The 25,327-nt window shown below is 72.6% G+C and carries 25 protein-coding genes and 1 pseudogene; 17 read left to right on the forward strand and 9 right to left on the reverse strand.

Annotation, left to right across the window (positions count from 1 at the left end; all coding sequences use genetic code 11):
• Nucleotides 1-51: 51 nt before the first annotated feature.
• The 4 genes from ITJ64_RS17045 (at nucleotide 52) to ITJ64_RS17060 (ending at nucleotide 4,845) form a co-directional block, all read left to right on the forward strand.
• Nucleotides 52-2,142, forward strand: a complete 2,091-nt coding sequence (locus ITJ64_RS17045; protein WP_194681866.1) for a DUF262 domain-containing protein — start codon at nucleotides 52-54, stop codon at nucleotides 2,140-2,142.
• Nucleotides 2,143-2,246: 104 nt separating this feature from the next.
• A complete protein-coding gene (locus ITJ64_RS17050) occupies nucleotides 2,247-3,158 on the forward strand; it encodes a hypothetical protein (RefSeq protein ID WP_194681867.1) in 912 nt (303 codons plus the stop codon).
• A gap of 69 nt (nucleotides 3,159-3,227) precedes the next feature.
• Nucleotides 3,228-3,815 (forward strand): hypothetical protein, encoded by a 588-nt coding sequence (locus ITJ64_RS17055; protein ID WP_194681868.1) that lies wholly within the window; start codon nucleotides 3,228-3,230, stop codon nucleotides 3,813-3,815.
• A 46-nt stretch (nucleotides 3,816-3,861) separates the two neighbouring features.
• Entirely contained in the window at nucleotides 3,862-4,845 is a 984-nt protein-coding gene (locus tag ITJ64_RS17060) for a D-alanyl-D-alanine carboxypeptidase family protein (protein WP_194681869.1), read from the forward strand.
• Nucleotides 4,846-4,875: 30 nt separating this feature from the next.
• On the opposite strand, the gene ITJ64_RS17065 is transcribed toward ITJ64_RS17060, so the two are convergent.
• On the reverse strand, nucleotides 4,876-5,337 hold the full coding sequence (locus tag ITJ64_RS17065; protein WP_194681870.1) for a hypothetical protein: 462 nt from the start codon (nucleotides 5,335-5,337) through the stop codon (nucleotides 4,876-4,878).
• Nucleotides 5,338-5,361: 24 nt separating this feature from the next.
• The gene (locus ITJ64_RS17070) at nucleotides 5,362-6,069 is read right to left on the reverse strand and encodes a Pr6Pr family membrane protein (protein WP_194681871.1); all 708 of its coding nucleotides are present in this window, start codon (nucleotides 6,067-6,069) and stop codon (nucleotides 5,362-5,364) included.
• Nucleotides 6,070-6,157: 88 nt separating this feature from the next.
• On the opposite strand from ITJ64_RS17070, the gene ITJ64_RS17075 reads away from it, so the two are divergent.
• The 4 genes from ITJ64_RS17075 (at nucleotide 6,158) to ITJ64_RS17090 (ending at nucleotide 9,289) form a co-directional block, all read left to right on the forward strand.
• Entirely contained in the window at nucleotides 6,158-7,387 is a 1,230-nt protein-coding gene (locus ITJ64_RS17075) for a sensor histidine kinase (protein WP_194681872.1), read from the forward strand.
• Nucleotides 7,384-8,076: a response regulator transcription factor gene (locus ITJ64_RS17080; RefSeq protein WP_194681873.1), complete on the forward strand. Its 693-nt coding sequence runs from the start codon at nucleotides 7,384-7,386 to the stop codon at nucleotides 8,074-8,076. The genes ITJ64_RS17075 and ITJ64_RS17080 overlap by 4 nt, the downstream gene beginning before the upstream one ends.
• Nucleotides 8,077-8,206: 130 nt before the next feature.
• Nucleotides 8,207-8,551: an SHOCT domain-containing protein gene (locus ITJ64_RS17085; protein WP_194681874.1), complete on the forward strand. Its 345-nt coding sequence runs from the start codon at nucleotides 8,207-8,209 to the stop codon at nucleotides 8,549-8,551.
• A 138-nt stretch (nucleotides 8,552-8,689) separates the two neighbouring features.
• Nucleotides 8,690-9,289, forward strand: a complete 600-nt coding sequence (locus tag ITJ64_RS17090) for a cyanamide hydratase (protein WP_194681875.1) — start codon at nucleotides 8,690-8,692, stop codon at nucleotides 9,287-9,289.
• 7 nt (nucleotides 9,290-9,296) lie between these two features.
• On the opposite strand, the gene ITJ64_RS17095 is transcribed toward ITJ64_RS17090, so the two are convergent.
• Nucleotides 9,297-9,893: a type II toxin-antitoxin system PemK/MazF family toxin gene (locus tag ITJ64_RS17095; protein ID WP_194681876.1), complete on the reverse strand. Its 597-nt coding sequence runs from the start codon at nucleotides 9,891-9,893 to the stop codon at nucleotides 9,297-9,299.
• A 171-nt stretch (nucleotides 9,894-10,064) separates the two neighbouring features.
• On the opposite strand from ITJ64_RS17095, the gene ITJ64_RS17100 reads away from it, so the two are divergent.
• The 3 genes from ITJ64_RS17100 (at nucleotide 10,065) to ITJ64_RS17110 (ending at nucleotide 12,023) form a co-directional block, all read left to right on the forward strand.
• A complete protein-coding gene (locus tag ITJ64_RS17100) occupies nucleotides 10,065-11,408 on the forward strand; it encodes a hypothetical protein (RefSeq protein ID WP_194681877.1) in 1,344 nt (447 codons plus the stop codon).
• Between the two features lie 108 nt (nucleotides 11,409-11,516).
• Entirely contained in the window at nucleotides 11,517-11,678 is a 162-nt protein-coding gene (locus tag ITJ64_RS17105; RefSeq protein WP_194681878.1) for a hypothetical protein, read from the forward strand.
• 66 nt (nucleotides 11,679-11,744) lie between these two features.
• Nucleotides 11,745-12,023, forward strand: coding sequence for a hypothetical protein (locus ITJ64_RS17110; RefSeq protein WP_194681879.1), 279 nt, complete (start codon nucleotides 11,745-11,747; stop codon nucleotides 12,021-12,023).
• Between the two features lie 27 nt (nucleotides 12,024-12,050).
• Here ITJ64_RS17110 and ITJ64_RS17115 read toward each other — a convergent pair whose 3' ends face one another.
• Entirely contained in the window at nucleotides 12,051-12,965 is a 915-nt protein-coding gene (locus tag ITJ64_RS17115) for a hypothetical protein (RefSeq protein WP_194681880.1), read from the reverse strand.
• 127 nt (nucleotides 12,966-13,092) lie between these two features.
• Nucleotides 13,093-13,632, reverse strand: a complete 540-nt coding sequence (locus ITJ64_RS17120) for an RNA polymerase sigma factor (protein WP_194681881.1) — start codon at nucleotides 13,630-13,632, stop codon at nucleotides 13,093-13,095.
• 205 nt (nucleotides 13,633-13,837) lie between these two features.
• Here ITJ64_RS17120 and ITJ64_RS17125 point away from each other — a divergent pair, with 205 nt between their 5' ends.
• A complete protein-coding gene (locus ITJ64_RS17125; protein ID WP_194681882.1) occupies nucleotides 13,838-15,325 on the forward strand; it encodes an MFS transporter in 1,488 nt (495 codons plus the stop codon).
• Complete coding sequence (locus tag ITJ64_RS17130) at nucleotides 15,318-16,298, forward strand: alpha/beta hydrolase (RefSeq protein ID WP_194681883.1); 981 nt, start codon at nucleotides 15,318-15,320, stop codon at nucleotides 16,296-16,298. The genes ITJ64_RS17125 and ITJ64_RS17130 overlap by 8 nt, the downstream gene beginning before the upstream one ends.
• A gap of 37 nt (nucleotides 16,299-16,335) precedes the next feature.
• Here ITJ64_RS17130 and ITJ64_RS17135 read toward each other — a convergent pair whose 3' ends face one another.
• The 4 genes and pseudogenes from ITJ64_RS17135 to ITJ64_RS17145 form a co-directional block, all read right to left on the reverse strand.
• The gene (locus ITJ64_RS17135) at nucleotides 16,336-16,710 is read right to left on the reverse strand and encodes a VOC family protein (protein WP_194681884.1); all 375 of its coding nucleotides are present in this window, start codon (nucleotides 16,708-16,710) and stop codon (nucleotides 16,336-16,338) included.
• 67 nt (nucleotides 16,711-16,777) lie between these two features.
• Nucleotides 16,778-16,973, reverse strand: a pseudogene (locus ITJ64_RS19035) (GNAT family N-acetyltransferase); the annotation flags it as partial.
• 65 nt (nucleotides 16,974-17,038) lie between these two features.
• On the reverse strand, nucleotides 17,039-18,052 hold the full coding sequence (locus ITJ64_RS17140) for a LacI family DNA-binding transcriptional regulator (RefSeq protein ID WP_194681885.1): 1,014 nt from the start codon (nucleotides 18,050-18,052) through the stop codon (nucleotides 17,039-17,041).
• Nucleotides 18,049-19,596: a glycoside hydrolase family 43 protein gene (locus ITJ64_RS17145; protein WP_194681886.1), complete on the reverse strand. Its 1,548-nt coding sequence runs from the start codon at nucleotides 19,594-19,596 to the stop codon at nucleotides 18,049-18,051. The genes ITJ64_RS17140 and ITJ64_RS17145 overlap by 4 nt, the downstream gene beginning before the upstream one ends.
• 173 nt (nucleotides 19,597-19,769) lie before the next feature.
• On the opposite strand from ITJ64_RS17145, the gene ITJ64_RS17150 reads away from it, so the two are divergent.
• The 4 genes from ITJ64_RS17150 to ITJ64_RS17165 are packed head-to-tail and all read left to right on the forward strand — an operon-like array spanning nucleotide 19,770 to nucleotide 25,308.
• Nucleotides 19,770-21,053 (forward strand): extracellular solute-binding protein, encoded by a 1,284-nt coding sequence (locus ITJ64_RS17150; protein ID WP_194681887.1) that lies wholly within the window; start codon nucleotides 19,770-19,772, stop codon nucleotides 21,051-21,053.
• A 34-nt stretch (nucleotides 21,054-21,087) separates the two neighbouring features.
• Complete coding sequence (locus ITJ64_RS17155) at nucleotides 21,088-22,047, forward strand: carbohydrate ABC transporter permease (RefSeq protein ID WP_370545277.1); 960 nt, start codon at nucleotides 21,088-21,090, stop codon at nucleotides 22,045-22,047.
• Nucleotides 22,044-22,952, forward strand: coding sequence for a carbohydrate ABC transporter permease (locus ITJ64_RS17160; protein ID WP_370545241.1), 909 nt, complete (start codon nucleotides 22,044-22,046; stop codon nucleotides 22,950-22,952). The genes ITJ64_RS17155 and ITJ64_RS17160 overlap by 4 nt, the downstream gene beginning before the upstream one ends.
• 34 nt (nucleotides 22,953-22,986) lie before the next feature.
• The gene (locus ITJ64_RS17165; RefSeq protein WP_370545242.1) at nucleotides 22,987-25,308 is read left to right on the forward strand and encodes a glycoside hydrolase family 3 N-terminal domain-containing protein; all 2,322 of its coding nucleotides are present in this window, start codon (nucleotides 22,987-22,989) and stop codon (nucleotides 25,306-25,308) included.
• Nucleotides 25,309-25,327 lie beyond the last annotated feature (19 nt).

Genomic DNA, 25,327 nt, shown 5'->3' on the forward strand with positions numbered 1-25,327 from the left:
TAAGCTCGATTGCTGCGCACCACGGCGATCCGAGAGGCGAAGCGAATACACATGGTCACTGCTACGAACGTCGACGCGACCGCGGTCAACACCATCGCCTGGCTGTCGGATCCCGGGACGACGATCGTGGTACCGGTGTATCAGCGGCAGTACCGGTGGGACATCGGGGGCTGCGAGCAGCTGCTCGGCGACATCCGCTCCGTGGCCCGGAGCGACGACGGGCAGACGCACTTCATCGGCTCCATCCTCAGCACGGCGAACACCGCTGCGGCCAGTGCCGGCGACGACGCCAGCAGCGGCGGCAGCAGCAGCAGCGACGACGCCGCGCTCGTGCTGATCGACGGGCAGCAGCGCATCACCACGCTGATGCTGCTGATCGCCGCCCTGCACCACACCGTGAAGCACGACGATCCGGCCCTGGCGGCCGAGTTCGAGCGGGTGCTCGTGCGGGAGACGGCGGACCGCGCATCCGGAACCCCGCGCCTTCGCACCAAGCTGCGGCCGCACCGGGCGTGGGCCGAGGTGTTCGAGAGCGTCGTGCTCGACCGCCGGGAGCCCGGCGAGGAGCTGCGGGAGTCGCGGTTCGACGACAACTACGCCTTCTTCCGCAGCCAGGTGCGGGCCGAGGAGGTTCCGGCGATCTGGCGTGGGCTGCAGAAGCTCGAGCACGTGGCCATCACCCTCGGCGCCGAGGCGAACGCGCAGCAGATCTTCGAGAGCCTGAACTCCACGGGCGAGCCGCTGCGCGACCACGAATTGATCCACAACTACGTGCTGATGGGGCTCTCGCACGCCGAGCAGAGCGAGATCGAGGACGAGTACTGGCTGCCGATCGAGCAGAACACCGGCGAGTCGATCGCGAGCTTCTGGCGGCACTACCTCGTGATGACGACCGGCCGCGAGGTCGTGGTCGCCGGCGAGCGCGGGGTCTACGACGCGTTCCGGCAGGAGTTCCCGCGGCTCGACCTCGCGACGCTGCGCCGGCACGCCGCCGAGTGGCGCGAGTACTCGGCGGCCTACCGGGTGCTGCTCGACCCGTCGCAGGAGAGCGACCCGATCGTCGCCGAGCAGCTGCACTGGCTGACCACCTTCGGCCGCGGCATGTACCCGCTCGTGATGCGCGCCTACCGCGACCTCGTGCAGGGGCGGCTGGAGGCGGCCGCGTTCGTGGGCCTCTCCGAGATGCTTCAGTCGCTTCAGCTGCGCCGCATCGTCGTCGGCCTGACGAACGACCGGCTGGTGGCGCGGCTCTGCCGGGCCCGCGCCGAGGGCCCCGACGACCTCGTGCGCGCGCTGTCGCGCATCACCCCGTCGGATGAGCGCGTCAAGGTGGGCCTGAAGTACACCGAGCTGCCGCACGCCGCGTACGTGCTCGGCCGCCTCGCCGGGGTGCCCGCGTCGACCGGGGGCGCCGCGCTCGCCGGGCTCGAGATCGAGCACATCGTGCCCCTCGCCCCCGGCGACAGCTGGAGCGGCGACGGCGTGCGCGAGTGGGCCGACTACAGCGACGACGAGCAGAACAGCCACCGCGCCCTGGCGGAGACGCTCGGCAACCTGGCCCTGCTCGAGCACGAGCTCGCCGAGCGCGCCTTCGACCAGTCGTTCCCGGCGAAGCGCCCGCTCTTCGCGCGCTCGGAGGTGCCGCTGACCGAGCGACTGGCGTCGGTGGAGTCGTGGGGCACGGCGGCGATCGCGGCGCGCACGGTCGAGCTGACAGAGCGCTTCCTCGCCGTCTGGAAGCGTCCCGGCACGGCGCTGATCGACGACGACAACCTCACGCCCGTGCTCGACGCGGTGCGCCGCCGCGGCTGGCCCCGGGGCTGGGAGCGCGAGTTCGAGTACGTCGAGTACCGCGGCGAGCACTGGGAGGTCTACGACGTCAAGTACCTCTTCAACCGGGTCTTCAAACGGCTGTGGGCGGATGCGCGGCCGGCGGTCGTCGCATTCAGCGACCGCCGTGGCGGCCCGATCTACGACGCCCGCGCATGGACCGGGCACTGGGACGAGCTCGACGAGACGCACTTCCTCTACATGGGGTGGGACTCGAAGTACATGCTGACTGCGGTGCAGGGCGTGCTGGAGGAGGCGGGGATCGCCTCCGAGGTGTTCGTGAAGTACTCCTACTTCGGCGCGGTGATGTAGGGGCGTCACGGGGTTTGCGGATGCTCTGCCGGGCTTCTCCACATGAACGACGGTCAGGATGAGAACAAGTCACCGCCCGATCTCACCCGAACCGGAAGGCCCCCGTGAGCAACCTGCAGCGCATCCTGAACCTGGCATCGAAGGCCCTCGACAAGAAGGGGTCGTCGCACTCCGGCGGGTCGGGCGCCCGCTCGGGCTCGACCGACTGGCGTGACCTCGTGCGCACTGCGGCGGACAAGGTGACGGGCACGCCGGCGGCACCGGCGGCTCCGGCACCCTCGCCCGCGCCGTCGCACCCCACGCCCGCACCGTCGTACCGCGCTCCCGCGACGCCGGCCGGAGCGGCGCTCAGCGCCGAGGACCGCGGCGCCATCGCGCGCTACGACTACCTGCTGAAGACCGCCGACCCGGCGCAGCTCGAGCAGGTGCACCGCGAGGCGTTCGCGCGCCTGACCCCGGCGCAACGCGTCGAGGTCGAGAACCGGCTGCGCGCCGAACTGCCCGCCTATGAGCAGCCGGCGTCGTCGTCGGCCGACGACCTGGCCCGGGCGGCGACCCGGGGCGAGGCGCACAAGCCGGGCTTCCTGCGCGGGATCTTCGCGAAGGCCGCGCCCGGAGCGGGTCGTGGGACGAGCCAGGGTGCCAGAACCGGTGCCGGTGCGGCCCTCGGTGCCGCGGGCGCCGGAGCCGTCGCGGGCGCGGGCCTCGGCGTGGCCGGCGGCCTGCTGGCCGCGGTCGCGGGCGGCGCGATCGTGAGCAGCGTCGCCGCTCCCCTGCTGGAGCAGGCGGCGAGCCTCGGCACCGACTTCGAGGCCCTCAGCGGCGGCCTGGGCGAGTTCGCCGCCAGCGGCCTCGGCGAGTTCGGCACCGGCGCGGAGGACCTCGCTGCCGGGGCCGGCGACGCCGTCGCGGGCGTCGGCGAGCAGGCCACGGGCTTCGGGGAGCAGCTGTCGGAGTTCGGCTCGAACTTCGAGATCCCGGGTCTCGGCGGGCTCGGCAACCTGTTCGACCGGTAGTCGGCGCGCGAACCGCAAAGAGTCCTGAAAGCTGCCCGCCGGCGCCGACGGGTGCGGTTGGCTGGATCGATGGCACACCTCAGCAGGCCCACCCGCACGATCACCATCACCACGGGGCTCGCCGCCACCGGGCTCGCCGTCGCGCTCCTCGCCGGCTGCACGGCCGGCGGCCCGGACGCGGCGGCGCCGAGCTCCGCCGCCCCGGGCACGACGACGGCCACGTCCACCGCGGCGCCCACGCCGACGCCGACGGCCCGCGCGCTCTCGGCGACCGACCCGACCGCGCCCTTCGACGGGGACGAGGCGGCGCGCTGGTTCGACGGCGTCGCCGAGGAGGTCACCACGCAGCTCGGCCTCGATTCCACGCCGCCCGGGATGACCGTGCACCTCGACGCGGAGACCAGCCAGAACCACCTCGTCACCCTGAAGAGCCTCGCCGCCGGCGACTACTCCTACCACCTCGCCTGCCGCGGTGGCGGGTCGCTCGAACTCGCGATCACGAGCGGCGGCACGACCTCGCCCGTGATCGAGGGCCCCTGCACGGGCGAGCTCACCTCGGGCGACTTCACGGCGGCCGAGGGCGGCACCGAGTTCCGCTTCACCGCCACCGGCGACCCGATCGACGTCGCACTGCACTACACCCCGGCAGTCCCCTGACCGCCGACGCGACGGGCCGGCGAGCCGCGCCGCCTAGGATCGACTGATGCGATCCGTGCGTTCTGTGACCCTCGGAGCAGCGATGCTGGTCGGCCTGACCGTCCTCAGCGGATGCACGCCCGAGCCCGCCCCATCGGCCGCCCCGGCGACGACGACCGCACCCGCCGGCGCAACCACCCCCACGGCCGAGCCGACGGCACCGCCGACGACTCCTGCGCCCCTCGCCGTCGATCCGGCCGCCCTCGTCTGGCCCGCGGAGGGCCAGGGCGCCGTGGGTCTCGCAGCTGCCGACGGCACGGTGCAGGTGCTCGGCCAGAGCCCGAACGCCGCCACGACGCCGGTGCCGATCGCGAGCATCACGAAGGTCGTCACGGCCCTCGTGGTGCTGGACGCGCATCCGCTCGTCGACGCCGCCGACCCCGGGCCCACGATCACGCTCGGCCAGGCCGACCTCGACATCACCGCCGCGGTGGAGGCCGAGCAGCAGTTCACCGAGTCGATGGCCGACGGCCAGCAGGTCAGCCTGCGGGACGCTCTCGCGATCACGCTGCTGACGAGCGCCAACAACTACGCCGAGTCGGCGGCGAGGTGGGCCTACGGGTCGCAGGAGGCGTTCCTGGCGGCGGCGCGGGAGTGGCTCGACGGGCAGGGACTCACGAGCACCACGCTCGCCGACGCGAGCGGACTGAACCCGGGGAGCGCTTCGACCCCGGCCGAGCTGCTCCGGGTGGCGGCGCTCGCGCACGCCGATCCGGCCCTCGCCGCCATCGCCGGCACGGCCTCGTTGGAGCAGGCCGACCTGGGCACGATCGTGAACCAGAACGTGCTGCTGGGCGAGAACGGGGTGGACGGCCTGAAGACGGGCTCGACGAGCTACGCCGGCTTCACCCTGCTCACCTCGGCGCAGCGCACGATCGGCGCGACGCCGGTCACGCTGGTGGCGGTGGTGCTGGGCACCCCGTCGCTCGACGCCCGCTTCGCGGACACCCGGGCACTGCTCGCGAGCACCGAGGCGGCGCTGGCTCCGTAGCCGCAGGCGGCTGCAACGGGGAGCGGGTGGCTACAGCGCAGGGCCCATCAGCACCGCGAACATCGCGAAGGCGCCGCCCACGATGAAGAGCATCGTGCCGAGCTGCATCGTGCGGGTCTTGTTGCGATCGGCCGTCGGCACGTCGACCTCGAGGATCGGGCATCCCGACCAGCCGATCAGGCCGATGCTGAGCACGACGAGGAACGACCCGACCCACCAGAGCACGCCTTCGCTGGGGTTCAGCATGCTGGGGCGCCAACCGGCCGAGAGCAGGAGGCCGAGCATGACCGCGGTCGCGCCGACCGCGACCCCGAACCAGACGGTGCCGGTGCGCATGATGCGCTGCACGTTCTGCTCGGGCGACATCAGTTCGTGCAGCGCCGGGGCGACCGCGATGGGCGCGGCACCCGTGGCGGGCGAGCCGGAGCCGGTGCCCTCGGGTGCGCTTCCCTCGCCGCCGGAGCGGCTCGACATGATCTCGGTGCGAGTCATCACTTCTCCTTCATCCACTATTTACTATGCGACAACTTCCCGGGGGCCGCCATTCTTCCGAACCCGTCTCCGCGACCACAGCACGGCGAGCGCGCCGAGGCCCACGAGGAAGCCCGTCAGGCCGACGACGTAGGCGATCACGCTCCCCCACCCGCCCGTCGCCGGGTCGAGGAAGGGGTACGGGTAGATCACTCCCCCGCTCGCGGCGGCCCTGATGAAGGTGTACACCGCCCAGGCCACGGGGTACACCGGCACGAGCCAGAGCGAGCGCCACGGCAGCGCCGGCCGGCCCGGGGTGAGCAGCCAGTCGAGCACCAGGACGATCGGCACCCAGACGTGCACGATCTCGTTCGGCCAGGACAGGCCCTGGAATCCCTCCCGCGGGATGCCGCGGAGCAGCAGGTTGTAGACGAGCCCGGTGACGATGGCGTAACTGAGGGTCGCCATGCGCACCGTGGTGAAGAGCTGCGTGTCGCGGGTGAGCCGCAGGGCGAGCATCCCGCCCACGACGAGCACGACGATGTTCATCAGGCTGGTCTGGATCGTGAAGTAGCTGAAGTACTCCCACGGGTCGAAGGCGTCGTTGGCGACGCGGTCGCCGATCTGGATGCCGATGGTGACCGCGAGGCCGAGGCCCACGACGAGACGGATGACGCCGGCTGCGCGGCGGGCGGGAAGAAGAGTGCTGCTCACCCTGGTCATTCGGTGCGCCTCGCCCGTGGGACTGCTCATGGAGCGATCGTAGGGCCGGAGCGCCCCCGCCGCCGGGATACTCCCCCGGGAGGACGCGCGCCGTTCGGCCCGCGGCTACGATCGGGCCATGACCGAGCCGGACCGCGCGAGCGAGTGGGAGCCGCGGTTCCGCTTCTCGGGCCGGGCCGCGCTCTGGCTGCCCGTGATCGTGTCGTTCGTGGTGCAGGTGCCCGCCACCGTCTGGCTCGCTCGCCTCGGCCGGGCGTTCGAGGGCTCGCTCGGCGACGAGCCGTGGCTCCTCGCCGCGCGACTCGGGCTCGCGGTCGCCGGGCCGGTGGCGCTGGTGTTCGCGCGGCGCTTCCCGGGGCCGGTCGTGGCGGTGGTCGCGGCGGCCGCCGGGGCGTACACGATGGTGGTGGCGGGCGGGGCGGCTCCCCCGTACGTGGCGCTGGCCTTCGCGATCGTCGGCGCCGTGGTGCGCGGGGCGCGGCGCTGGGCGATCGCGTCGGTCGCCGGGGCGTGGCTCCTGACGATCGGGCTGGGGCTCGTCGTCGGGGTGGCCTGGCAGCCGGCACCGGTGACGGCGGCGACGCTGGCGCTGGTGCTGCTCGTGGTGGTGGGCGAGAGCATCCGCAGCCGGCGGGCCCGCTACGACGAGCTGCGGCGGCGGGCGGCGGAGCGGCGGCTCGGCGCCGCCCAGGCCGAGCGGGTGCGGATCGCGCGGGAGCTGCACGACGTGCTCGCCCACTCGCTCAGCCAGATCAACGTGCAGGCCGGGGTGGGGCTGCACCTGATCGACCGCGACCCCGAGCAGGGGCGGGCGGCCCTCGCGAACATCAAGGCGGCGTCGAAGACCGCGCTCGACGAGGTGCGCTCGGTGCTCGGCGTGCTGCGCGACGAGGCGGCGGGGGCCGCGCCGCTCGTTCCGGAGCCGGGGCTCGCGCAGCTGCCGGCGCTCGTCGACGGGGTGCGGGACCAGGGGGTCGCGGTGGCGCTCGAGCTGCGCGTTCCCGAGGGTGCCGAGCCCGCGCGGGCGGTGCAGCTCGCGGCCTACCGGATCGTGCAGGAGTCGCTGACGAACGTGCTGCGGCACTCCGGGGGTGCGGCGGCGCGGGTGGCCGTGGGGGTCGAGGGGCGGATGCTCGTGCTGACGATCGACGACGACGGGAGTGCGCCCACGACTCCCCCGCAGGGTCGTGGCGCCGGCGGTGGACGCGGTCTCGAGGGCATGCGCGAGCGGGCCGAGCTGCTCGGGGGCCGCTTCGGGGCGGGGCCGCGGACGGGCGGCGGATTCGGTGTGCGGGCCGAGCTGCCGCTCGCGCCGGTCGCGCGGGCGGGCGCGGAGGCGTCCGGATGATCCGGGTGGTGGTGGCGGACGATCAGCAGCTGATCCGCGCCGGGTTCGCCGCGCTGCTCGGCGCCGAGGACGACATCGACGTGGTCGGCGCGGCCGGCTCGGGCGAGGAGGTGCTGCGGGTCGTGCGGGCGACTCGGCCCGACGTGGTGCTGATGGACATCCGGATGCCCGACGGCGACGGCCTCTGGGCCACCGAGCAGATCAGCGCCGACGCCGCCCTGGCCGCGACGCGCGTCGTCGTCGTGACGACGTTCGAGCTCGACGAGTACGTCGAGCGGGCGATCCGCGCCGGCGCGAGCGGCTTCCTCGTGAAGGACACGGAGCCGGTCGAGCTGATCCGCGCCGTGCGGGTGGTCGCGGGTGGCGACGCGCTGCTCAGCCCGGGGGTGACGAAGCGGCTGCTCGAGCGGGTGGCGGCCGGGCGGCGCACGACGGCCGGGCGTCCGGCAGCGGCCGACACGCGGATGCTCGACCCGCTCACCGCCCGCGAGCGCGAGGTGCTGGCGCTCGTCGGCGAGGGGCTGACGAACGAGGAGATCGCGCGGCGGCTCGTGCTGAGCCCGCTGACCGCCAAGACGCACGTGTCGCGCATCCTGACCAAGCTCGGCGCGCGGGACCGGGTGCAGCTGGTGATCGTCGCCTACGAGGCTGGGCTCGCGGCGCCCCGGCACGTACTCCCCGGGGAGTAGTCGCCGCTCGTCCCGCGGGAGCAGGGGCGGCTGCGGAGTGCCTCCGACCGGCGGATTCGGCCGCCGGCCCGGCTCGCGAAGCTGGACACAGGCGCCGATCGACGCCGCTCGTGTCTCGGAAGGACAGCTCATGCTCACCGCACTCGTCACCACCCCGGCCCTCGCCGCCGTCACCGCCTTCGGGCCCGACTCGGGCTTCGGGCCGCACTACGGCTGGGGCGGCGGGCCGGGGTGGCTCGTCGTGCTCATCCCCCTGTTCTGGATCGCGCTGTTCGCGGTGCTCTTCGCCACGGTCGGGCGGCGCTGGCGGCGCCGCGCCTGGGAGGCCAGGGCCGCCGGAGGCGCGCCCGGACGCCGCGCCGAGACGGTGCTCGCCGAGCGGTTCGCGCAGGGCGACATCGACGAGGTGGAGTACCGGGCGCGGCTCGAGGTGCTGCGGGCGAACAATCCGGTCGCGCAGTACCCCGGGCGCTGAACGGGGCGGCCCTCGCCGGGCGGCGAACGGGGGCCGCCGTCGGCGGGCGGCGTCGCGTTCCGGTCAGTTCTCGTGCCGAAACCGCCGTCTGCGGGCGGAGGGGGCACCGGGCATCCGCTCGACCGGCACACTGGGCGCATGCATCTCGACGACCTGCCGCTGCCCGACACCCCCGCCGCCCGTGCCGCCCTCGAGGTGGCGCGGCGGTTCCACTCCCCGGCGTTCGTGAACCACGGCCTCCGCTCCTACCTGTGGGCGGCGGCCGCGGCCCGCACGGAGGGGCTCGCGGTCGACGACGAGCTGCTGTTCGTGGCGGCCGTGCTGCACGACCTCGGGCTGGAACCCGCCTTCGACAGCCACACCCTGCCGTTCGAGGAGGCCGGCGGCCTGGTCGCCTGGGTCTTCGCGTCCGGAGCCGGCTGGACCGAAAAGCGGCGCGACCGGGCGGCGGCGATCATCGTCGCCCACATGGCCGACGCGGTCGACCCGGCGGTCGACGCCGAGGGCTACCTGCTGGAGATCGCGACCGGGCTCGACATCTCGGGGCGCAACCCGGAGGGCTGGGACGCGGAGCTGCGCGCCGAGGTGCTGGCCGCGCATCCGCGGCTGGACCTGGCCGGGGAGTTCACCGGGTGCATTCTCGAGCAGGCGGCGCGGAAGCCCGGGTCGACGGCGGCTACTGCCGTCGCCTCGGGGCTGCCGGCGCGGCTCGCGGCCAATCCGCTCGGGCGCGACTGAGGCGGGGTCAGCGGAAGAGACGGCGGAGGGCGCGCAGCACGGTCGCGCCCACGCCGCTGCGGGCCGGGGCGGGCGTGCGGGACGGGGCCGGGGTGCGGGTCGGGGCCGGTCGGCGCGTCGCGGCGGGCTTGCGCGTTGCGGCCGGCTTGCCCGACCCCGCAGGGCCGGTGGGGGCCGGCCAGCCGTAGCGGGCGGCGAGGGCCGCCGCCACGGTGCCGTACCGGGCCTCGTCGAGCCCGACGCCGGCCCGGCGCACGCCTCCCTGCTGCAGCCGGAACACCCGCTCGAGGCGCACCCAGCTCGGGCGGCCCGCCGAGTCCCACGGACCGCTGCCGATCGCGACGTCCCAGCGGTCGTCGTGCGGCTTCGAGGTGAGGGCCACGCCCAGCAGGCCGCCGCCGGGTTCGGAGGCGACCACGAGCACCGGGCGGTCCTTGCCGCGGCCGTCGCGCTCCTCGTAGGGCACCCAGGTCCAGACGATCTCCCCCGGGTCGGCGGCGCCGTCGGTGTGCGGGCTGTAGGCGAGCCGAATGCGGCCCACGCTCCGCGGGTCGACCTCGATCGTCGCCGTCTCGCCGTACCGTCCTGCGCTCGCACCGTCCACGCCGCGACCCTACACCGCCGCCCCGTGGCCTGCGCGAGGCCCGCGCGGCGATCGTTCACCGGGATGAACGATTCGCGAACCGCCGGGGACGGATCCCGCCGACGCCGCGCCCCGGCGGTTGAATGGCCGAGCCGCCGCGCCTCGGCGGCCCGTTCCGATGCCCGAGGACCCATGACCCGCTCCCCCCGCTCAGCCCGCCGCCGCGCATCCGCTCGCCTGCCGCTCGCCCTGACGGTGCTGCTCACCCTCGCCCTCACGGTGACCGCCACCATCACCGGCGCGCCCCGCCCGGCGTTCGCCGACGACTACCCGAGCTGGGACGACGTGATCGCGGCCCGCGCCTCGGAGAGCGCGAAGCAGGACGAGATCACGCGCATCCAGGGGATCATCGCCGATCTGCAGGAGAAGGCCCGCGCCGCGCAGGCGCTCGTGACGCAGCGCACCGACGAGAACGACGCCGCCGAGGCCGCCCTCGCCTCGGGACAGGCCAAGGCCGATGCCCTCGCCGCCAGCGCTGCGGCAGCCGCGACCAAGGCCGAGGAGTCGAAGAAGCGGGCGGCGATGATCGCGGCCCAGTTCGTGCGCACGGGCGGCAACGACGTCACCTCGCTGCTCTTGACCAGTTCGTCGCAGGACGCCGACCAGCTGCTCGCCCAGCTCAGCTCGGCCAGTCAGCTGACCCAGGCCGTGAACGCCGTCTACACCGCCGCCCAGCAGGACGCGAACACGTCGACCACGCTGAGCGCCCAGGCCGAGGTGGCGAAGCAGGAGCTCACCGGCCTCGCGCAGGCGGCGGAGGACGCGCTGCAGGAGGCGGCCGCCGCCCAGCAGGCCATGGTCGCGGCGCTGCAGGAGCAGAACGCGCACCAGGGCGAGCTGCAGGCCCAGCTGACGAGCCTGCAGAGCGACGTCGCCACCACCGAGCAGCAGTACCAGGCGGGGGTCGACGCCCGCGCGGCCGCCGCAGCCGCCGCAGCCGCTGCCGCGGCCGCCGCCGCGCACCAGGGCGGCGCCGTGATCGGCCCCGTCTCGGGTGACGCGCAGGCGCTGGCGGAGGAGCTGATGGGGTACGTCGCCGCGGGGCAGTTCCACGGCTCGAGCCCCGACCACATCTTCGAGATCGCCTGGATCGCCCAGGGCCAGAGCGTCGAGAACTGCGGCATCGACGTCGTCATCCTGCAGGCGATGGTCGCCGCCGTGCGCGCCTTCGGGAGCGCCGGGGTGAGCGACATCAGCCGACGCTGCACCGGCCAGATCGAGGGAGCCGGCACCCAGTCGGCGCACTACCGGCAGGGCGGCGGACACGCGGTGGACTTCACCTCGGTGGGCGGCGTGCCGACCCTCGGCGCCAACGACGCCTCGCTCGCGCTGATCGCGGTGCTCGACCCGATCATGCCGAACGGCTCCCGCGTGGGCCAGTCGAACTGCCGCTACGCCGCCGGCAACGAGCCCTCGTTCGCCAACTTCACCGACTTCCCCGACACCTGCAACCACCTGCACATCGACGACTTCTGATCCCGCTCGCTAGTCGCCCCGGATGTTCATGTCAATGGGTGTTGCGCGTGGTTCTCTAATTGCTAGAGTGACTAACTAGTTGCACATCTAGCTTTCGAGGAGACCACCATGAACGAGACCACCGCCACCGCCGGCATCGACAACGTCCTTCCCTTCGTGCGCCCCGAGCAGCTCGTGCACCCCGACCTCGTCGGCTACGTCAAGCGCCACTTCCGCTTCCTCGACCCCGAGCACGCCGCCCGCTTCGACGACGCTCCCGACGCGGCCTGACGCTCTACGCCCGCCGCCCGCTGCCGCTCTGGTGCCCTGCTGCCCTGCTGCCCTGCTGCCCGCCTCATGGTGACCTTCGACCCCGCTCTCGCCGACGTCGCCGTCGTCGTGCGTGACGACGGTCGCTGGCGGCTCGACGTGCGACGCCTCACGGGCGACGTGCTGGCCTCGACTCCGCTGCACGTCGACGGGGCCTTCCAGCCCCGGGCGCTCTCCCTCGCCACCCGGCTGCTGGAACGCTGGGGCGTCGCGGCGTCCCCCGCCTGGGACGGCCACCACGGAACCTGGTCGACGCTCCTCAGCCCCGCTCCCTCCCCCGGGCTCCTTCGCACCCCGGCCCTCTGACTCAGCTTCGAGCAGTCAGCCCTAGGCTCAACATCCTCCGACGGTCAGCGGGATGGTTCCGACGGGATGCTCGTCGGTGGGCGTCTGTCGGAAACTCGCCGACCAGCTCAGTTGCCACACGCCCGGGGCGATGTCGGCCGACGGGGATACCGGGTACTCCGCACTGCTGCCGCTGACGATGATGGTCGCGTTCCCCTCGCTGTCCGCCACACCCGACCCTTGGAAGCTGTAGCTCACGGGCCCACCGGTCTGGACACTCGCCACGAACAGCGTTTCGCCGGGCAGCAGGCCGGTGAAGACGACCGGGAGCCCCGGCTGCCCGGCAACGAGCTGATCCGGCTCGATACAGGCCGGCGCCGTCGCGGTCACCGCCTCGATCGGGAGGAACTCGATGGTCAGCGGCTGGCTCAGCGCGATCGGGTCCGTGAAACCCGAACCGGAGGCTTCGGGTTGCGGTCCGTCACTGCCGTCCACCCGCACCTGACTGCTCAGGAGATAGCCGCTCTCGCCGCTTCCGGTGAAGTTCTCGGGGAAGACGTCGGGCGTCCAGGTGACTGTCGCCGCACCGTCCTCGTCGGTCATCACAGTGGTCGGGCTGCTGAAGACCGAGAAGTACCCGTCGGGCTCGCGCGACTCCCCGCGATAGCGCGAATCGATCGACAGGGAGTACTCCGTGTCGGGCGCGAACCCCGAGACGTTCGCGGTGACTCCCGCACCCCAGTCGGGAGGGCTGAAGGCGGCACTGCCGAGGACGAGCGTCGGTGCAGCCGGAATCGGTGCCGGAGCGGTCGGCGTCGGGGACGCGGACGGCGTCGGCGACGAGGTCACGGCCGGCGGAGCAACCGGCGCTTCGTCGGACCCTCCGGATCCGAGAACGCCGAGACTGAGAGCCAGGGCGCCACCTGCCGTGCCCAGCCCGAGCACGACGAGCGCGGCGACCACGACGGCGCCCAGCCGGAAGCGATGGCGGGGTACCGCTGCGGGTGCCGGCAGCGGCGTGTCCGCGTGGAGGAGGACGTTCCGGGTGATCCGGTCGAGCAGGAGCTGGAATTCGTCTCCTGTGGGAGGGTCAGTTCTCATCGTCGATCGCCGCCTTTCGAAGCCTGCTGCGGCTGCGAGAGACTCGTTGCCGCACCGCACCCACACTGATTCCGGTCATGTCCGCCGCCTCGGCATACGTCCGGCCCTCGACGAGACAGAGTTCGCACACGTGTCTGTCGAGCGGAGACAACCGCTCTATCTCACCGGTGACCCATCGCAGACGATCGCGGGCCTCCTCGTCCTCGTCGTGCACCAGGATGTCGTCCGGGAGCTCGACGGTCGCGTTCCGCGCTCGAGACCTGTTCAGGTTCAAGGCGAGGTGTCGGCACGTCACGAGAAGCCACGGCAGCAGGGAACGGTCGACCACGTCGATGCCGTCCGCCTTCCGCCAACAGGTGAGAAAGGCGTCCTGCACGACCTCCTCGACGTCCTGCTGGTTCGCGACCAGAGCCCAGGCATACCGGGTGACCGCAGGCGAATGCCGGCGAAGAATGTCCGCCAGCGCCCCCTTGTCCCCGTTCGCCGCCCTCCGCAACAACTCAGCGTCCGAAGTCTCATTCACGTCCACACGCACCCCCTCAATATAGGAATGTCGAACCCGGGCCGATAATCACGAACCTCCGGAAAGAAATTCTCCGACGGTCGCGCCGGACGGGGAGTGCCACGGATGCGGTACCCTCCTCGCAGAGGGAAAAATCCCGCCAGGCCCCGGCCGGCGGAAACGCACAAGCGTCTCGTGGGAGTCGCCACTTCTTCATCGAAGGAGTGTGCCCATGCATGACCCCACGACCTCTCCGGCCACAGTGGCCCCAGCGGCCCCAGCGGCCCCAGCGCAGCGTCTCCGCGACGCGTGGATCCCCCTGGCCGGCCTCTCGGCGGTGTTCCTGTTCGAGATGCTCGACAACTCCGTCCTGAACGTGGCGCTTCCGACCATCGGGCGCGAGCTCGCCGCGTCCACCTCGTCGCTGCAGTGGATCTCGGGCGCCTACTCGGTCGCGTTCGGTGGCCTGATGCTGCTGTTCGGCGCGGTCGCAGACCGTGTCGGCCGGCGTCGGGTGATGCTCGTCGGCCTGACTCTGCTCGCGGTCGTGAGCATCCTGACCCTGTTCGTCACCTCGGTGGAGCAGCTGATCGCCGTGCGGGCTCTGCTGGGGGTCGCCGCGGCCATGACGACGCCGGGATCGATGGCGTTGGCGTTCCGCCTGTTCGACCAGGACGACCTGCGCGTGCGCGCCCTGACGGTCATCTCGACCGCGGGACTGGTCGGCCTGGCCGTCGGACCGACCATCGGCGGGTTCGTGCTCGCCGTGGCACCGTGGCAGGTGCTCATCGTGGCGAACGCGCCCATCGCGGTGATCGCCTTCCTCGGGATCCGAGCCGGGATCGCCGCCGACCGGCGAGCCGATCTCCACCGCGACCCCGTCGACGTGATCGGTGCCGTCCTGGGTACGGCGACGGTCGTCGGAGTCCTCCTCACACCGACCCTGTTCGTCGCCGGCACCGACGTCGCTCCGGCCTGGGGTGCAGCGGCAGCCACCGTGGCGGCAGCGGTCGGGTTCATCGCCCGAGAGCGCACCGCGCGCCACCCGCTGCTGGATCTCAGCCTCGTCACACAGCCGCTCGTTGCCAGCGGTCTGGCCTACAAGGCGGCGGCCGGGCTCGCGATGGCCGGGCTGTCGTACCTGATCACGCTGCAGCTGCAGTTCGCGTGGGGGTGGCCGCCGGCCCTCGCCGCCGTGGGCACGCTGCCGCAGGTCGTGGTGCTCCTCGCGAGCGGTCGCTTCGTCGGTCCGTTCGTGAAACGGGTGGGCCTCGATCGAGCGGCCTGGACGAGCGCGGCCGCCGTGGCCGCCGGACTCGCCGTGTTCGCGTTCCTCGGCCGGTTCGGCTACCCCTTCGTGCTGGTCGCCCTCGTGCTCGTCGCCGCCGGGATTCGGGTGGTCGGCGTCGTCGCCGGCAACAACGTGCTCCGCGGTCTCCCCGAGGACCGCACCTCCATCGGGGCGGCCCTGGTCGACACGGCGAGCGAGATCGCGACCGCCGTCGGGATCGCCGCGACCGGAACGATCCTCGCCGCCCTCGTCGGCTGCAACATCGCGACGACGACCTTCACCTCAGCCCAGCTCGCGTCCTTCCAGCAGGCAATGCTCGTCGCCGGCCTGACCATCACCGCCCTCGCGGCCGCCCTCGTCTGCCTCGGCATCCAGCGGTCGCGCCGAACCCCCGCCAACCCCACCACCCAGGAGCCCTCCCATGTCTGACGTCATTCCCCGCCCTCCGTTCGACCCCGAACTCGCCACCTTCCTCACCGCCCTCGAGGCACGCGGGCCGTTCACCCTGACCACCGAGATGCTGCCCCGGATGCGCGGCCTCGACATCACCGAGGAGGCCCTCGACGAGCGGCTGCGGTCTCGCGGGTACGAGCGGCGAACCCTCACGGTGCCCGGCCACCTCAGGCATCCGATCACCCTCGCGGTCATCCAGCAGATCGGGCGAACCGGAGCCACGAGCGCGGTGTACACGATCCACGGCGGCGGGATGATGTTCGGCCACCACCTCGGCAACCTCGACTCCTACGACGACTGGCTGCTCGACGACCACGACGTCGTGCTCATCAGTGTCGACTACCGGCTCGCCCCCGAACACCCCGACCCCTACCCGGTCGAGGACTGCTACGCCGGACTCGTCTGGGTGCACGCCCACGCCCACGAGCTCGGCATCGACCCCGAGCGCATCGTGATCGCCGGGCAGAGCGCCGGCGCCGGGCTCGCCGCCGGCACCGCGCTGCTCGCTCGCGACCGGAAGGGGCCGCCGCTCCTGGCGCAGATCCTGGTCTCGCCCATGCTCGACGACCGCGACTCCACCGTGTCGACGAGGCAGATCGACGGTGTCGGGGTCGCGGATCGGCAGTTGACCCGCTTCGGCTGGGACGCCTACCTCGGGGCCCGCCGCGGCGGCGAGGACGTCTCGGTCTACGCCGCACCGGCGCGGGCGACCGACCTCTCCGGCCTCCCGAGCACCTACATCGACTGCGGCAGCGCCGAGGTCTTCCGCGACGAGACGGTCGCCTACGCCAGTGCGCTGTGGGCGGCCGGTGGTGACGCGGAGCTGCACGTGTGGCCCGGCGCCTTCCACGGCTTCACGAGCATGATGCCGTCCGCGGCCATTTCGCTGAGCGCCACCGCGGCGCTGGCCGACTGGACCCGGCGCCTCCTCGGTTCAGGCACCCGCTGACGGATCGCTCCGCGGGAGCCTCGAGGGCGCCGTTCGATCACGGCGCGGGGCGGGAGAAGAGGTTGACGAGGTTGCCGTCGGGGTCGCGGAAGAGCATCGACCTGTTGCCCCAGGGCATGGTCGTCGGCGGGAGGGCGACGTCGTCGAGGACGTCGTGCAGGCGCGCGAACTCGGCGTCGACGTCGTCGACGAAGAACTCGATGATGATCGAGTCATTGCGGGCCGGCTGCGGCGCCTGGTCACCGAGCATGGCGACCGTCACCGTGCTCGCGATGGCCACGGTGCCCCTGGCCGTCCGCAGTTCTGCGAACACGGGAGCGGGCCGCGTGGCCGTGATCCCGGTCACGGCCTCGTAGAAGCGGACGAGCCGGTCGACGTCGTGGGTGATGATGCGGATCGATGCGAGGTCCATGTCTTCCTTCCGACCGAGCCATCCGGCCTGGCGTGATCATTCTGGGCGCACCCACCGACACCGGGTCTCAGGGGCTCAGGATGCGCTGGAACAACAGGTGGTCCTGGCAGCACCCCGCGATACGGAGGTACTGCGGCGCAAGCCCGAAGCGGGTGAAGCCGCAGCGCTCCAGCACCGACTGCGACGCGCGGTTGTGCACGAGGGTGGTTCGCGCTCTGAAAGGCGCCGCGCACGACGCCCGAGAGATTCACCCGCCCGACGATGCGATCGACAGGCGTCTGAGTATCACTCCCCCGCCCAGGTGCATGTCAGAGGTCACCCCGCGACCCTAGCGGGAGGGGGCGGGCGGGGGCGGGCCCGTCGTCGCGCGGCGGACGAGGCGGGTGGGGAGGGTGATGTGGGTGCGGGCCGGGGTCTCGCCGGCCATCAGGCCGATCAGCAGCTCGGCCGCCGAGGCGCCGATCGACTGCATGGGCTGGCGCACCGTGGTCAGCGGCGGGTTCAGCCGGGCCGCCTCGGGCACGTCGTCGAAGCCGACGACCGAGAGGTCGCCGGGCACGTCGAGGCCGAGCTCGGCCGCCGTCTGGATGGTCGCGATCGCCGAGAGGTCGTTCGCCGCGAAGACCGCGGTCGGCCGGTCGGGCGACGACAGCAGCGACGTCGCCGTCTCGCGCGCGATCTCCTTCTCGTAGAGGCCGACCCGCACGAGCGCCGGGTCGAACGGGATGCCCGCCTCCTCCAGCGCGCGCCGATACCCCGCGTCGCGGAGGTTCGACGAGCGGAGGTCGGGGCGGCCGGCCACGAACGCGATCCGCCGGTGCCCGAGCTCGATCAGGTAGCGCGTGGCCAGGAGGGCGCCGCCGAAGCTGTCCGACTCCACGGTCGGCAGGTCGGCGCGGCCCGTGTGCGGGTCGACCGCGACGATGGGCACGTCGGCGGTGACCCCGATGACCGTCGGCGTGACGAGGATCGCCCCGTCGATCAGGGTGCCGCTCAGCCGGCTGAGCGAGCGGCGCTCCCAGCCCGCGCTGTTGTTCTGGCGCGATCCGCTGTAGGCCAGCAGGTCGTACCGCGACTCGTGCAGCGCGGCGGCCACGCCCTTCAGGATCTCGGCGCTGAACGGCTCGAAGTCCGCCACCAGCACCCCGATCACGCCGGTGCGCCGCGAGCGCATGCTGCTCGCGATCAGGCTTGACTCGTAGCCGAGCTCCTCCACCACCTGCAGCACCCGCTGCGTGGTCTCGCTCGAGATGCCGTACCGCCCGTTGACCGCCTTCGACACCGTCGACACCGACACGCCCGCCGCCGCGGCGACGTCGTGGATGGTCGGCCGCCCGCTCACGCCCGCACCGCCAGGACGAACGAGCTCGCCGTGACGACCTCCGACGACGGCCCCACCGCGACCGGCCCCACCCACGCTCCCACGAAGTCGCGCCCGGGCGAGGGGGCGAGCCCGGCCAGATCGACCGAGGCGAACAGATCCCCGTCGACGGATGCGCGGCCGCTCAGCCCGTCCACCGACAGCTCCAGGCGCACGGCCCCGACATCGCGGGCCGACCCCGAGGCGAGCACCACCCGCTCCCCCGGGGTCACGCGAACGCAGCTCACGGTCCCCGCCCCGTCGACCGACAGCTCGAGCACCGCCAGCTCCGACACCCGCAGCAGCAGCCCGCCGCGCACCCCCGACCCCGCTGGCACCCCGATCGTCACCGCGACGTGCGCCCGCTCCGCCGGCAGCCGCCGCCCGAGCAACGACCGCGGCACGACCTCCGACGGCTCGCCGCCGCCCCGCAGGCGCACGCCGCCGCCCTCGAGAAGATCGGCGAACGCCGACGGATGCCGCCCGACCCCGTTCCAGTCGAGGTCGAGCGCCCCCTCCCCGAACCCCTCCACGACGAGCGGATGCGCGACAGGCGCCGAGTCCTCACCACCGGTCACCACCTCCCTCTGCACCCGCCCCACCCCCGGCGCGAACAGCGGCCGCCCGTCCTCCCACTCGACCGGCACCAGGCACGTCTCGCGCCCGAGCAGCCCCTCCCGCGCACCGCCGCTGAGCCCCGGCACCGGCCGCGTCGCGAGCAGCGTCGCCCACCAGGCGCCCGTCGCATCCTGAACCAGATCGGCGTGCCCCACCGCCGAGAACTCGGCGCGCCGCCCCAGCTCACGATGCGTCAGCCGCGGGTTGCCCGGGTCGCCGACGTAGGTCCCGGTGATCTCGTCGCTGTAGGCCACGACGACCGCGTGGTCCTCGGCGGTGCCGCCCTCGGCGGTCAGCAGCAGCCACCCTCCCCCCGGCCGGCTCAGGATGCGCGGCCCCTCGGCCCAGACGGCGCCCTTCATCGCCCCGCCCCAGATCACCGTCGGCGACCCCAGCGGCTGGAGGGTGGACGGGTCGAGCTCCACGAGCCAGACGTCGGTCTGACCGGGGTAGGACGCCGACGCCGCCGGCTGCGTGCCGGTGAGCCACAGCCGCTCCCCGTCGACCGTCAAGCACGGGTCGATGCCGCCGACCCCGTCGATCCAGACCGGATCCGACCACGGGCCGCGCGCATCCGTCGCCGTCACGGCGAAGTGCCCGGTGCGCCCGCCCCACGAGCCGTCGTCGGGCCCGACCACCGTGCAGACCACCACGAGCCGCTCGCCGACCACCCGCACCGAGGGCGCGAACAGCCCGCGCGACGACTCCAGCCCGGCGAGGTCGAGCTGGCCGGGCCGCTCGATCGCGTGCCCCACCTGCCGCCACCCGATGAGGTCGGAGGACACGTGCACCGGCAGTCCCGGCAGGTACTCGAAACTCGACGTGACCAGCACGAATTCGTCACCGAAACGGCAGACGCCCGGGTCGGGGTGGCAGCCGGGCAGAACCGGATTGCGGTAGGTGGCCATCGTCGGCTCCTCTCGATGATGGCTCACTCTAGCCCTACGGAAAACAGTTTCGAAAACGTTTGACGATGCCGGGGACCGCGAGTGACACTGAGTGCGCCCGGCCGAGCCGGGACCCCGACCACCCATCCGTCCACAGCGGATGCATCTCAACGAAGAGAGAGCAGGTTGCACTCATGAAACGCTCGAAGATCCTCACCGGATGCGCGGCGATCGCCCTCAGCGCCCTGGCCCTGGCGGGCTGCGCGCCGAGCTCAGGCGACTCCGCCGACGGCGGCACCACGCTGACGTTCTGGCACAACTCCACCACCGGCGACGGCAAGAAGTACTGGGAGGACACCGCGGCCGCCTTCGAGAAGGCGAACCCCGGCGTCACCGTCGAGGTGCAGTCGCTGCAGAACGAGGAGATGGACGGCAAGCTGCAGACCGCCCTGAACTCGGGCGACGCCCCCGACGTCTTCATGGCCCGCGGCGGCGGCAAGCTCGCCGACGTGGTCAAGGCCGGCCAGGCGATGGACCTCAGCGACGGCATCTCCGCCGACGCGAAGGCCGCCGTCGGCAGCTCGCTCTCGGCCTTCGAGGTCGACGGCAAGAACTACGGGATGCCCGTCTCGGTGCTCCCGTCGGGCATCTTCTACTCCTCCGACCTGTTCACGCAGGCCGGCGTGACCACTCCCCCGGCGACGATCGCCGACCTCGAGGCGGCGAACGAGGAGCTGAAGGCGGCGGGCATCGACCCGATCGCCGTCGGCGCCAAGGACGCGTGGCCCGCCGCGCACTGGTACTACAACTTCGCGCTGCGCGCCTGCTCGAAGGACGTGCTCGACACGGCCGCCGAGACCCGCAAGTTCGACGACCCGTGCTGGCTGAAGGCCGGTGAGGACCTGCAGGCCTTCATCGACACCGCTCCCTTCAACGACGGCTTCCTGACCACCGCCGCCCAGCAGGGCGCCGGATCGTCGGCAGGCCTGCTCGCCAACAAGCAGGCGAGCATGGAGCTGATGGGCGCCTGGGATCCCGGAGTGATCACCTCGCTCACCCCCGACGAGAAGCCGCTGGCCGACCTGAAGTGGTTCCCCTTCCCCGAGGTCGAGGGCGGCGACGGTGAGCCCGGCGCCATGATGGGCGGCGTCGACGGCTTCTCCTGCTGGGTGAACGCCCCGAAGGAGTGCGTCGACTTCCTGAACTTCATGGTCGAGCAGTCGAACCAGGAGGCCTACGCCGACGCGTTCCAGACGCTCCCCGCCTCGCAGGACGCCCAGAGCGTCGTCAGCGACCCGGCCCTGAAGGACGTGCTGGCCTCGTACAACGACGCTCCCTACGTGGTCGTCTGGCTCGACACCCTCTACGGCCAGAACGTCGGCAACGCGCTGAACGTCGCCGTCGTCGACCTGTTCGCCGGCAAGGGCGATGCGCAGAGCATCGTCGACGCCGTGAACGACGCCGCGGCGAAGTCCTGAGGCGGGCGCCGTGGCTACCGTGACCGCGCCCCCGCTGGCGCCGACACCGACGCAGACGGCCGGGCCGTCCACGGGAGCCACGGCGCGCCGTCGCCGCTGGGCGACCCGGGGTGAACTGGCCCTGCTGCTCGGGCCCGCCCTGGTCGTCTTCTGCGGCTTCGTCATCCTGCCGGTGGCGATGGCGGCGTACTACGGATTCTTCAGCTGGTCGGGCTACGGCCCGGCGGTCGACTTCGTCGGGATCCGCAACTACGTCACCATCCTCACCGATCCCGACTTCCACGAGGCGCTCGGGCACAACGTCTTCATCGTCGTGATGTCGCTCGTGCTGCAGGGCCCGATCGCCCTGGGGCTCGCGCTGCTGCTGAACCGGAAGCTCCGCTTCCAGTCGGTCATCCGCGTGCTGATCTTCGTGCCGTACGTCATCTCCGAGGTCGTCGTCGGTCTCGGCTGGGGCCTCATGCTCCAGTCGAGCGGGGCGGTGAACGGCCTGCTCGACAAGGTCGGGCTCGGCGCCTTCGCCGCCGACTGGATCTCGGAGCCCGGCCGGGCCATCTGGACCCTGCTCGTCATCATCACCTGGAAGTACATCGGCTTCGCGGTCATCCTCTTCCTCGCGGGGCTCCAGGGCATCCCCGAGGAGCTCTCCGAGGCGGCGGCCATCGACGGGGCCTCGTTCTGGCAGATCCAGCGGCACATCGTGCTGCCGCTGCTCGGCCCGACCGTGCGCATCTGGGCGTTCCTGTCGATCATCGGCTCGCTGCAGCTGTTCGACCTGGTCTGGATCATCTGGGGCCAGTACGTCGCCTCCACCGCCGGCACCTCGACGATGGCCACCTACATGGTCGCCAACGGCCGCAACGCCGGCAGCTACGGCTACGGCAGCGCCGTCGCCGTCGTGATGTTCCTCATCTCCCTCGCCGTGGCGCTGCTCTACCAGCGCTTCGTGCTGCGCCGCGACACCGCGGGCGCCCTCACCGGAAGCAGCAAATGATGGCAACCCCCACCCTGCAGAAGCCGGTGACGGAGTCGGCGACGACCCGGCGCGCACCGGCCGCATCCGCCGCCCCCGTGGGAGGCGCGCGCCGCTCGAGCAGCCTCGCGATCTACTTCGTCGCCCTCGTGCTGATCGGCCTGATGCTGGCGCCCGTCGCCTACATCATCCTGGGCGGCTTCCGCTCGAACTCCGAGATCACGCTCGACCCCTCGGGCCTGCCGGGCGAGTGGAACTGGGCGAACTACGGCGACGTGCTCGGCAGCGGCGTGTTCTGGGGCCAGGTGGCGAACTCGACCATCGCGGCCGTCGCCACGACCCTGTTCGTCGTCGTGCTGGGCCTGATGGCGGCGTTCGCCCTCTCGCGGTACGCCTTCCGGGGCCGCGGCGCGGTCTACGCGCTGTTCACCGCGGGGCTCATGTTCCCGATGACGGTCGCGATCACGCCGCTCTACATCCTGGTGCGCGACCTCGGCCTGATGAACTCGCTCGCGGGCGTCATCGTTCCGCAGATCGCGTTCGGCCTGCCCGTGACCATCATCGTGCTCGTGCCCTTCCTCTCGGCCATCCCGAAGGAGCTGCAGGAGGCGGCGTCGATCGACGGCTGCAGCCGGCTCGGCTTCTTCTGGCGGATGGTGCTGCCGCTGGCGGTGCCCGGCGTGATCACCGTCGGCATCCTCGCCTTCGTGGCCAGCTGGAACTCGTACATGCTGCCGCTGTTCATCCTGAACAACGACGCCGCGTTCACGCTGCCGCTCGGCACGCAGGCCTTCGCCTCGCAGTACTCGGTCGACACGGCGAAGGTGCTCGCCTTCACCTCGCTGTCGATGATCCCCGCCCTGATCTTCTTCAGCCTCTTCGAGCGGCGCATCGTGGGCGGTCTCACGGGCGCTGTCAAGGGCTGAACCACTCCTCCAACGACCTGAAAGCGAAGACGTCGTGACCACTCCCCTCCCCGCCTCCGACCGTGTGCACGGGCTGCTCGCCCAGATGACGCTCGAGGAGAAACTCGCCCAGCTCGTGGGCTTCTGGGTCGACCAGAGCGACGACGCCGTCGCACCGATGGCCGGAGACATGAACGCCGGTGGGCTCTACCGCGACGCCGTCGAGCACGGAATCGGCCACCTCACCCGGGTCTACGGCACCCGCCCGATCGACCCGGTCGAGCGCGCGGAGTGGCTCTGGGCCGAGCAGCGCCGGCTGGTCGCGGAGACCCGGCTGGGCATCCCGGCGCTCGTGCACGAGGAGTGCCTGACCGGGCTCGCCGCGTGGAAGGCCGCCACCTTTCCGACGCCGCTGGCCTGGGGCGCCTCGTTCGACCCGTCACTGGTCGAGCAGGTCGGGGCCGCGATCGGGCGCTCGATGCGCGAGGTCGGGGTGCACCAGGGGCTCGCCCCGGTGCTCGACGTCATCCGCGACCCGCGCTGGGGCCGGGTCGACGAGTGCATCGCCGAGGACCCGTACGTCGTCGGCACCATCGGCACCGCCTACGTGCGGGGCCTCCAGGACGCCGGCGTGCACGCCACGCTGAAGCACTTCGCCGCGTACTCGGCCTCGCAGGCCGGCCGCAACCACGCGCCGGTGCACGTCGGGGCCCGCGAGCTCGCCGACGTCTTCCTGCCGCCGTTCGAGATGGCGATCCGCGAGGGCGGCGCCCGCTCGGTGATGAACTCCTACAGCGAGATCGACGGTGTGCCGGTCGGCGCGAACGCGGCCCTGCTCACCGGGCTGCTCCGCGACGGCTGGGGCTTCGACGGCACGGTCGTGTCGGACTACTTCTCGGTCGCGTTCCTCGAGACCATGCACGCCGTCGCCGACTCCCGCGGCGAGGCGGCCCGGCTCGCCCTCGAGGCCGGCATCGACGTCGAGCTGCCGAGCGGCGACGCCTACCTCGCACCGCTGGCCGAGGAGGTGCGCGCGGGCCGCGTGCCCGAGAGCCTGATCGACCGCTCCGTGCTGCGCGTGCTGGGCGAAAAGGAGGAGCTCGGGCTCCTCGACGAGACCTTCGAGTCGGCTCCCACCGCGATCGACCTCGACGATGCCGAGCACCGGATGCTCGCCCGGCAGCTCGCCGAGAAGTCCGTCGTGCTGCTGACCAACGACGGCGTCCTCCCGCTCGCGGATCCCTCCCGCGGCGCGGCGCCCTCCCGGGTCGCGGTCATCGGCCCGAACGCCGACTCGGCCGAGGCGCTGATGGGCTGCTACTCCTTCGTCAACCACGTGCTGGCGCACCACCCCGGGATTCCGATGGGCATCGAGATCCCGACCGTGCGCGCTGCCCTGACCGCCGCGCTCGGCACCGCCACGGTGACCTACGAGCCCGGCTGCGACGTCGAGGGCGACGACCGCTCCGGCATCGCCGCGGCGGTCGAGAGCGCGCGCCGCGCCGAGGTCGCCGTGGTCGTCGTCGGCGACCGGGCAGGCCTCTTCGGCCGCGGCACGGTGGGCGAGGGCAACGACGTCGAGAGCCTCGAGCTCCCCGGGGTGCAGCGGGAGCTCGTGCAGGCGGTCGTCGCGTCGGGCACGCCGGTGGTGATGGTGGTCGTCACCGGCCGGCCCTACGCGATCGACTGGGCGATCTCGGGCGCCGAGCGTCCTGCGGCGGTGCTGCAGGCGTTCTTCCCGGGCGAGGAGGGCGGCACGGCTCTCGCGGACGTGATCTCGGGAGCCGTGTCGCCGAGCGGGCACCTGCCGGTGTCGCTGCCGCGCTCGGCCGGGGCGGAGCCCTTCGGCTACCTGCACCCGATCCTCGGCGGGCCGTCCGAGGTCACGAGCGCCGACAGCACCCCCGTGCTGCCGTTCGGCCACGGCCTCAGCTACACGACCTTCGAGCGCTCGGAGCTGACGGCCGACCCCGAGGTGACCGCCGGCGGGGCCTTCGAGGCCTCGGTGCGCATCCGGAACACGGGCGAGCGCGCGGCCACCGACCTCGTGCAGCTCTACGCCCGCGACCTCGTGGGCAGCATCACCCGGCCCGTCGCGCAGCTGCTCGGCTACCGCCGGGTCGCGCTCGAGCCGGGCGAGGAGGCCGTGGTGCGCTTCCGGGTGCCGACCACGCGGCTCGCGTTCAGCGGCCTCGACCTCACGCGCATCGTGGAGCCGGGCGCCGTCGAGCTCTGGGTCGGCCCCTCGTGCGCCGAGCGCGAGACCGAGGCGGCGATCGAGATCGTGGGGGCCGTGCATCCGGTGACCGTCGACGACGAGCTGCTCGTGGCCGTCGAGGTCGAGCGGATGCCCGCCCGCGCGGTCGCGCGGGCCTGACCCTCGGGCCCCGGCTGCT

The organism is Herbiconiux sp. VKM Ac-1786 (assembly GCF_015350805.1).
In the GTDB taxonomy this organism is placed as follows: domain Bacteria; phylum Actinomycetota; class Actinomycetes; order Actinomycetales; family Microbacteriaceae; genus Herbiconiux.

Coding starts and splice junctions, on each gene's coding strand:
- ITJ64_RS17145 (WP_194681886.1), bottom strand. CDS start 19,596: ATGGCCACCTACCGCAATCCGGTTCTGCCCGGCTGCCACCCCGACCCG.
- ITJ64_RS17110 (WP_194681879.1), top strand. CDS start 11,745: ATGGTGACCTTCGACCCCGCTCTCGCCGACGTCGCCGTCGTCGTGCGT.
- ITJ64_RS17130 (WP_194681883.1), top strand. CDS start 15,318: ATGTCTGACGTCATTCCCCGCCCTCCGTTCGACCCCGAACTCGCCACC.
- ITJ64_RS17085 (WP_194681874.1), top strand. CDS start 8,207: ATGCTCACCGCACTCGTCACCACCCCGGCCCTCGCCGCCGTCACCGCC.
- ITJ64_RS17150 (WP_194681887.1), top strand. CDS start 19,770: ATGAAACGCTCGAAGATCCTCACCGGATGCGCGGCGATCGCCCTCAGC.
- ITJ64_RS17060 (WP_194681869.1), top strand. CDS start 3,862: ATGCGATCCGTGCGTTCTGTGACCCTCGGAGCAGCGATGCTGGTCGGC.
- ITJ64_RS17160 (WP_370545241.1), top strand. CDS start 22,044: ATGATGGCAACCCCCACCCTGCAGAAGCCGGTGACGGAGTCGGCGACG.
- ITJ64_RS17070 (WP_194681871.1), bottom strand. CDS start 6,069: ATGAGCAGTCCCACGGGCGAGGCGCACCGAATGACCAGGGTGAGCAGC.
- ITJ64_RS17135 (WP_194681884.1), bottom strand. CDS start 16,710: ATGGACCTCGCATCGATCCGCATCATCACCCACGACGTCGACCGGCTC.
- ITJ64_RS17125 (WP_194681882.1), top strand. CDS start 13,838: ATGCATGACCCCACGACCTCTCCGGCCACAGTGGCCCCAGCGGCCCCA.
- ITJ64_RS17055 (WP_194681868.1), top strand. CDS start 3,228: ATGGCACACCTCAGCAGGCCCACCCGCACGATCACCATCACCACGGGG.
- ITJ64_RS17080 (WP_194681873.1), top strand. CDS start 7,384: ATGATCCGGGTGGTGGTGGCGGACGATCAGCAGCTGATCCGCGCCGGG.
- ITJ64_RS17065 (WP_194681870.1), bottom strand. CDS start 5,337: ATGACTCGCACCGAGATCATGTCGAGCCGCTCCGGCGGCGAGGGAAGC.
- ITJ64_RS17105 (WP_194681878.1), top strand. CDS start 11,517: ATGAACGAGACCACCGCCACCGCCGGCATCGACAACGTCCTTCCCTTC.
- ITJ64_RS17090 (WP_194681875.1), top strand. CDS start 8,690: ATGCATCTCGACGACCTGCCGCTGCCCGACACCCCCGCCGCCCGTGCC.
- ITJ64_RS17045 (WP_194681866.1), top strand. CDS start 52: ATGGTCACTGCTACGAACGTCGACGCGACCGCGGTCAACACCATCGCC.
- ITJ64_RS17100 (WP_194681877.1), top strand. CDS start 10,065: ATGACCCGCTCCCCCCGCTCAGCCCGCCGCCGCGCATCCGCTCGCCTG.
- ITJ64_RS17075 (WP_194681872.1), top strand. CDS start 6,158: ATGACCGAGCCGGACCGCGCGAGCGAGTGGGAGCCGCGGTTCCGCTTC.